Here is a 7,211-nt window from a genome sequence, read left to right on the forward strand (position 1 = left end):
CCTGCGAGGTTTGCCTAGCGTCTTTAATATGTGTCTTTTTTGAAAAGCAGGTTACTGTGTACATCGGTTCCGAAAGCCCTGCCATCCGCTTTACCGCTCTGCGTTCGGTGCCCGCTCCTGTCAGGTTTAAATTACTTAGGCAGACCTTTCTATCCTAAACCCGACAGTCGCGATAGCCCCTGATTCTTCATCAGGGCTAAAGCAAATGGCGGGACTGCTGTAACCTAAATGCTTCTGAATTTGCTTTTCAAAAAAGAAAGTAATATTATTCTAATGGCCTCAATGAGGGCTGCAGGACTTAAAATCTGATGGATTTGTGCCTATAAACAAAAAAGCCGATCATGAATGAACATGACCGGCTTTATATCTTGATCGCAATTGGCTTATGCGTCTAATATTTTAAATACACCTTTAATGGCAATAATTGCACCGATGAACAAAACAATCCAGGATGCTAAAGATACTTGCCACGAATCGTAAGCGAAACGCGCGTAAGTACCCACCATGCAAACCAGTACACCAAAAATTATTAATTTATAAATTCCTGGCTGGTTAGCCGTTTTCATACTTTCTGTATTGTGCTTTAATTCGTTGTTCTCCATAATGTTTATTTTTATGATGCTGCAAAAGTAATACTTATTGCTGAATAATTATAAAACTTAATAACTTTTTAATCGTTCTAATCTTTGTTTCGCTTTATCCTTATCACTAAGTTTTTCTCCCTGATACAAAGGCTTTTCCCAATCTCCGTACATTGGGTTTGGCAACACGATATACTTTGTGCCAAACAGGTGTTGATTTGTGTTTACCTGTTCAAAGGTATTTTTATTTTCACGATAAAAAATATTGCTGAAATCGCTTAAATTATCGCCACATAACAAGAGAATATTATGCGTTTCAGTAATTTTTTGGCGGCGCGGTTCTTTATTTGATGTTCCTTTCGAAACCACTAAATGCGCATCATCTGCATATGGAAAGCCAAAGCTTTGAAGGTTTTTCAATGTTGCGGTATAATCCTTTTCATTGCGGTTACTTACATAAAATGTTTCGATATGCCTTGATGCGGCAAACTTTAAAAAAGCCAAAGCCCCCGGAACAGTATCAGCTTTAGCCAGGTCTGTCCATTCGGTCCAGTCTTCGGGAATATAACTTAGTCCTTTTTTTATTTCATGTCCCTGAAAAGCCGAGTTGTCCAAAACCGTCTCGTCTATATCAACAATCACACAATTTGGCTTTTTGCTGGTATCTGCCCATAAAGCATCTTTTAATGATAAACGGGCAAAGTTATAAGCCTGAAAGCATAGTGCTCTATACTCGCCCGAAGTTTGCTGCCAAAGTACCGCATTGGTATAATCTCTCGCTGGATTTTGAGCTGCAGCAACAAGTGGTAGCAGAAACGATATAACGATAAGCAGGTGTTTTTTCATGATTTGAAATTAATGCCCAAAGATATTAAACTCCTGTGATGCGGCATTCATTAAACATCATTAAATCATGTCTCAATAAATTCAGGGTAAAAAATCGCGAATAATTTAATCGATTAAATTTTTAGTTATAGTAAATTTATTAGCTTTGAATACACACAAATAAAATCATTTTATTATGAAATCTAAAAGCCTACTAGGGATAGCTATTGCCCTATTTTTCCTTGCTGCATGCAAGAAACAATCAAATCCAGAAATCGGCACAACCGAAATTAGTACAACCGATTTTAACATTGACAAAAAATCATTGTATTTAACGCAAAAAATTGAGCTTAATGCAAAAGATGCAACTGCAGGCAGCAATTATATTTGGAATTACGGCGATGGAACTATTGAAACCAAAGGAAGTAAAACTGCACATCAGTACAAGACTTCTGGCATTTTCGAAGTGACTTTGACCGTTTACAACAAGACTAGTAAGATCAAAGTAAGGATACTTCCGGGGGATATCAGTTACCAAATTAAAAACAACAGCGCTTTCGATCTGGATCTGAATTCTTATGTAAACCTACCTGCTAATACAGTGAGATCAGTATTAAAGCCCAATGGGCTCTCTGATACTATTTATGTTAAATTACAGGCTACAGGAAATTTATTGCAGCTTACAAACATTAGTGGCATTGTGAAAGGAAAAGCTTTTCGTTTTGATGATATGTTCTGGCAAAAAGATTCTATGCATAACATCCTCTCAGTAAATAACGATACTAAAATTCAGCTTGGCGCACATGGGGAACTAGGAATTAGTTCTACACTTGGGAATTTATAACAATCGGTATAAAACACAAAGCCCGTTCCTAACCGAGGCGGGCTTTGTGTTTATAAAAATTTTAACTGTTTGAAAAGTTTCTGCTACCGCTTACGATAAGGCTAATGTTTCTGCTTCAGTATAAGCTTATTTACAGTTAGAGGATTTTAATTTTGCCCCTTTCACTTAGATTCAGGGGTCAAAGATTATTGCTTCTTTTTTTCAATAATCCATAAAAAACATAATAATTTTGGATTACAGACTGTATTAACAACAAAAAACCCATTCCAATTAAGAAATGGGTTTTGTATTTTATATAACCAATACTGCTAACTCAGAACTGTGAGCTGCAAACTAATTATCCGTTCAATGCTGCTGCACCACTCACAATCTCAGTTAACTCAGTTGTAATTGCTGCCTGGCGTGCCTGGTTGTATGAAAGTTTTAAGGCTTTCAATAATTCTCCAGCGTTTTCAGTTGCTTTATCCATTGATGTCATACGTGCACCGTGCTCAGAAGCATGAGAATCTAAAACGGCTTTGTATAACTGAATTTTAACTGATTTAGGGATCAACTGTCCTACAATCTCTTCTTGCGAAGGCTCTAGAATGTAATCAACATTGGTCGTTTTACTTTCAACCTTTGTTCCTTCTGCTTTTGGTAAAGGCAACAATTGCTCAGTTGTAATAAACTGAACCGCTGCATTTTTAAAACGATTGTAAACAACCTCCACTTTATCGAACTCACCTTTAACAAAACCGGCCATAATCGCATCGGTAATTTTGGTTACGTTTTCGAAAGTTAAAGCAGCGTATACTTCGTTATTATTACCAATTACGTTATAATTACGTTTTTCGTAAAAATCCTGAGTTTTCTTACCGATAGAAATAATGCTTACATTACCGTTTTTCAACTGTTCGCTATATTTCTCAGCAATTAAATTGTTGGCCGCTTTAATCACGTTCATGTTAAAAGCACCAGCCAAACCACGGTTTGATGATACTGTTACAATTAAAACCTTATTAGGTTCACGCTCTTGTATAAAAGGCGATGAAGACCCTTCTAAACTTGCTGATAGATTACCTAAAATCTCTTTCAGTTTAGTTGCATAAGGACGTAAAGCGATAATTGCATTGGTAGCACGTTTCAACTTAGCTGCCGAAACCATTTTCATAGCCTTGGTAATCTGCTGCGTTGATTGTACCGATGCAATCCGGTTTCTTACTTCTTTTAAATTAGCCATTCTTTATTTAGATGTGAGATGTGAGATATAAGATGTGAGACGTTTCCGGCCCAATCTCAAATCTCAAATCTCATGTCTCAAATCTTATTAATATTTACTTGAAATCTCTTTTGCTACTGTATCTAAAACACCTGTAATGGTATCGTCAAATTTACCAGCTTTTAATGCCGCTAAAGTTTCTGGATGACGTAATTCCAATTGCGTTAAATATTCAGTTTCGAATTCTTTTACTTTATCAACCGGTACGCTACGCATTAAGTTTTTAGTACCTGCATAAACAATAGCTACTTGTTTTTCAACTGTAAAAGGTGTAAACTGAGCTTGTTTTAACATTTGTACGTTACGTGCACCTTTATCTAAAACCGATTTCGTTGCAGCATCTAAATCAGAACCGAATTTAGAGAAAGCCTCTAACTCGCGGTATTGAGCCTGATCTAATTTTAAAGTACCTGCTACTTTTTTCATCGATTTGATTTGCGCATTACCACCCACACGTGATACCGAAATACCTACGTTAATTGCCGGACGGATACCTGAGTTGAACAAGTTCGACTCTAAGAAAATCTGACCATCAGTAATCGAAATTACGTTGGTTGGGATATATGCTGATACGTCACCTGCCTGAGTTTCGATAATCGGTAAAGCTGTTAATGAACCACCACCTTTAACAATATGTTTAATCGATTCAGGTAAATCGTTCATCGCTTTTGCGATATCATCGTTAGAGTTGATTTTCGCAGCTCTTTCTAATAAACGACTGTGTAAGTAGAAAACGTCACCTGGATAAGCTTCACGGCCCGGTGGACGACGAAGTAATAAAGATACCTCACGGTAAGCTACAGCCTGTTTAGATAAATCATCATAAACGATTAAAGCTGGTCTGCCTGTATCGCGGAAAAACTCACCAATTGCAGCACCTGCAAACGGTGCATAGAACTGCATTGGAGCAGGATCTGCAGCCGAAGCAGCAACAACAACTGTATATGGTAAAGCGCCGTTTTCTTCCAATGTACGTACAATGTTAGCTACAGTAGAGTTTTTCTGACCGATAGCAACATAAATACAGAACACAGGCTGGCCTGCTTCATAAAATTCTTTTTGGTTGATAATAGTATCGATACAAACGGCAGTTTTACCAATCTGACGGTCGCCAATAACCAACTCACGTTGACCACGACCGATTGGAATCATTGCATCAATTGCTTTAATACCAGTTTGTAAAGGCTCATTTACCGGCTGACGATAAATTACACCTGGTGCTTTACGCTCTAAAGGCATTTCGTAAGTTTCACCTAAGATTGGACCTTTACCATCTAAAGGCTCACCTAAAGTGTTCACTACGCGGCCAAGCATACCTTCACCAACTTTAATAGAGGCAATTTTTTTGGTACGTTTAATCGTATCACCTTCTTTGATCTCGTCTGAAGCACCTAAAAGTACCACACCAACGTTATCTTCTTCAAGGTTTAATACGATACCTTGTAGGCCGTTTGCAAATTCAACTAATTCTCCCGATTGAACTTTAGTTAAACCGTAAACACGGGCAATACCGTCGCCCACTTGCAACACGGTACCAACTTCTTCCAGTTCGGTTTCTGATTTGAAGCCCGCCAATTGCTGTCTGATAATTGCCGATACTTCGTCTGGTCTTACCTCTACCATAATTTTAATTATATCTTTTTGTAAATGTTTTTGCTTGGCGCATGGCGCTTGGCATTTATTTGCCATCCGCTTACGCAATTCTATTTTTTTGGCGTTTGGCGCATGGCGTTTTCCGCTACACGCTTATCGCCCTACGCTATTGCGCAAATTCCTTTTTCAGTTTACTTAAACCGCTGGCAATACTTGCATCAAATTGCTTATCGCCTACTTTTAATATAAAACCACCAATTAGTTTTTCGTTAATTTTTTCGTTAACAATAACCTGGTTAGCTTTTAATTCTCTTTTTACAATTTCAATAATCTGCTCTTTAGCTGCAGGGCTTAAAGCACTTGCAGTAGTTACATCAGCAGTCACAATACCTTTAATTAGGTTATATTGTTGTATAAACTGTTTTGCTGTAGCAAATAAAATCGCCGAGCGGCCTTTGCTTACAACAATCTTGAAAAACGAGATGGTTAGTTTACTTACTTTATCAGCAAAAATACCGTTCAAAATACCCGTCTTTTTATCTAAAGGTACAATCGGGTTTTTTAATATTGCTTCTAGTTCAGGGGTTTCATCAACCACTTGCTCAAACAAAACCATATCATTATAAGAAACCTCTAACGCGTTGTTTTCAACGGCTAGGTCTATTAATGATTTGGCGTATCTGCTTGCAACTTTAATTTCTGACATATCTTTTGGGTTGGCGTTTAGCGGTTAGCGTTTAGTACGCTATCGCTTTACGCAATACGCTTAGTTTAATTCAACGTCTTTTAACAAGTTAGCTACTAAAGTTTCTTGTTTTGCTTTATCATCCAATTGGGTACGTAAAACACGTTCTGCAATTTCTAATGATAATGAAGAAACCTGGTCTTTAACTTCAGCTAAAGCTGCTTTCTTTTGGTTCTCGATTTCGATTTTAGCTTTCTCGATCAGTTTAGCACCTTCAACCTGGGCTTGTTTTTTAGCTTCGTTTAAAATACCATCCTTTAAAGTTTTAGCTTCCTTTAAAATCTCATCACGTTCTGCACGAGCTTGTTGCATCAAATCTTGATTTTGGCTGGTTAAACGAGCCATTTCTTGTTTGGCTAATTCAGCTTTGTTAAGTGCCTCATCAATGCTTTGCTCACGTTCGTGAATAGCACCTAAAATAGGTTTCCATGCAAATTTTCTAAGTAATATCAATAAGCAGATGAACGATATTCCAGTCCAAAAAATTAATCCTATGCTTGGGGTTACTAAATCCATTTTATCTAATTTTTTTAATCTTAATCTCTTTAATAAGATTGGGTAAATAACCAATCGTTAAATACCCAACCTAATTTTTTCAGGTGAATTACTGAGGGTTGTTTCCTAATAATGCAACTACCACACCGAATAAAGCAGCACCCTCGATAAGGGCAGCAGCGATAATCATTGCAGTCTGAATTTTTGATGCAGCTTCTGGTTGACGAGCAATACCTTCCATTGCTTTACCACCTACTTGACCGATACCGATACCTGCACCGATTACTGCTAAACCGGCACCAATTGCCGCGATTGAACCTACCATAACTAATTTAATTTATATTAATTTGTAAAAAATAGTTTTCTATTAATGATGTTCTTCTACTGCCATACCAATAAACAAGGCAGTTAATAATGTAAAAATAAAGGCTTGTAAAAATGCCACCAACAATTCTAACACGTCCATAAATATTACGAATGCCACTGAAACAGGAGAAATCCAAGCCGTTTCGAAAATAAATATTAAGGAAATTAAACTTAATACGATAATGTGACCAGCAGTAATGTTTGCGAACAAACGAATCATTAAAGCGAAAGGTTTAGAAATGATACCAATTAATTCAACAGGAATCATAATCGGATATAACCACCAAGGCACATCAGGTGTTAAAATGTGTTTCCAGTAATATTTATTACCGTTGATATTAACAATAATCATAGTACCCAATGCCATTACAAAAGTCAAGGCAATGTTACCGGTTACGTTAGCACCACCTGGGAAAATCGGAATCAATCCCAACAAGTTGTTAAACCAGATAAAGAAAAATACGGTTAACAGGTAAGGCATAAATTTAGCATACTTATGAC

At 37.1% G+C, this 7,211-nt stretch carries 9 protein-coding genes; 1 reads left to right on the top strand and 8 read right to left on the bottom strand.

Translation table 11 applies throughout. The features are described from left to right. Window positions 1-383 precede the first annotated feature (383 nt). Together AC1DPQ_RS12660 and AC1DPQ_RS12665 are read right to left on the bottom strand one after the other, a co-directional pair. A complete protein-coding gene (locus AC1DPQ_RS12660; RefSeq protein ID WP_193424183.1) occupies window positions 384-602 on the bottom strand; it encodes a hypothetical protein in 219 nt (72 codons plus the stop codon). Window positions 603-659: 57 nt separating this feature from the next. After that, complete coding sequence (locus AC1DPQ_RS12665) at window positions 660-1,427, bottom strand: 5'-nucleotidase, lipoprotein e(P4) family (protein WP_477579385.1); 768 nt, start codon at window positions 1,425-1,427, stop codon at window positions 660-662. Between the two features lie 175 nt (window positions 1,428-1,602). Here AC1DPQ_RS12665 and AC1DPQ_RS12670 point away from each other — a divergent pair, with 175 nt between their 5' ends. Beyond that, the gene (locus tag AC1DPQ_RS12670) at window positions 1,603-2,250 is read left to right on the top strand and encodes a PKD domain-containing protein (RefSeq protein WP_477579387.1); all 648 of its coding nucleotides are present in this window, start codon (window positions 1,603-1,605) and stop codon (window positions 2,248-2,250) included. Between the two features lie 337 nt (window positions 2,251-2,587). Here AC1DPQ_RS12670 and atpG read toward each other — a convergent pair whose 3' ends face one another. The 6 genes from atpG to atpB all read right to left on the bottom strand — a co-directional run. Then, the gene (gene atpG / locus AC1DPQ_RS12675; protein ID WP_477579389.1) at window positions 2,588-3,472 is read right to left on the bottom strand and encodes an ATP synthase F1 subunit gamma; all 885 of its coding nucleotides are present in this window, start codon (window positions 3,470-3,472) and stop codon (window positions 2,588-2,590) included. Window positions 3,473-3,559: 87 nt separating this feature from the next. After that, entirely contained in the window at window positions 3,560-5,134 is a 1,575-nt protein-coding gene (gene atpA / locus AC1DPQ_RS12680) for a F0F1 ATP synthase subunit alpha (protein ID WP_029279568.1), read from the bottom strand. Window positions 5,135-5,270: 136 nt separating this feature from the next. After that, window positions 5,271-5,810 (bottom strand): ATP synthase F1 subunit delta, encoded by a 540-nt coding sequence (atpH, locus tag AC1DPQ_RS12685; RefSeq protein WP_477585235.1) that lies wholly within the window; start codon window positions 5,808-5,810, stop codon window positions 5,271-5,273. Between the two features lie 60 nt (window positions 5,811-5,870). After that, a complete protein-coding gene (locus AC1DPQ_RS12690; protein ID WP_057931912.1) occupies window positions 5,871-6,365 on the bottom strand; it encodes a F0F1 ATP synthase subunit B in 495 nt (164 codons plus the stop codon). A gap of 88 nt (window positions 6,366-6,453) precedes the next feature. After that, the gene (gene atpE, locus AC1DPQ_RS12695) at window positions 6,454-6,669 is read right to left on the bottom strand and encodes an ATP synthase F0 subunit C (protein ID WP_056087863.1); all 216 of its coding nucleotides are present in this window, start codon (window positions 6,667-6,669) and stop codon (window positions 6,454-6,456) included. A 42-nt stretch (window positions 6,670-6,711) separates the two neighbouring features. Beyond that, on the bottom strand, window positions 6,712-7,211 hold a 500-nt coding region (gene atpB, locus AC1DPQ_RS12700), incomplete at its 5' end, for a F0F1 ATP synthase subunit A (protein WP_477609565.1).

The sequence above is a fragment of the Pedobacter sp. 01T416_2 genome (assembly GCF_056398925.1).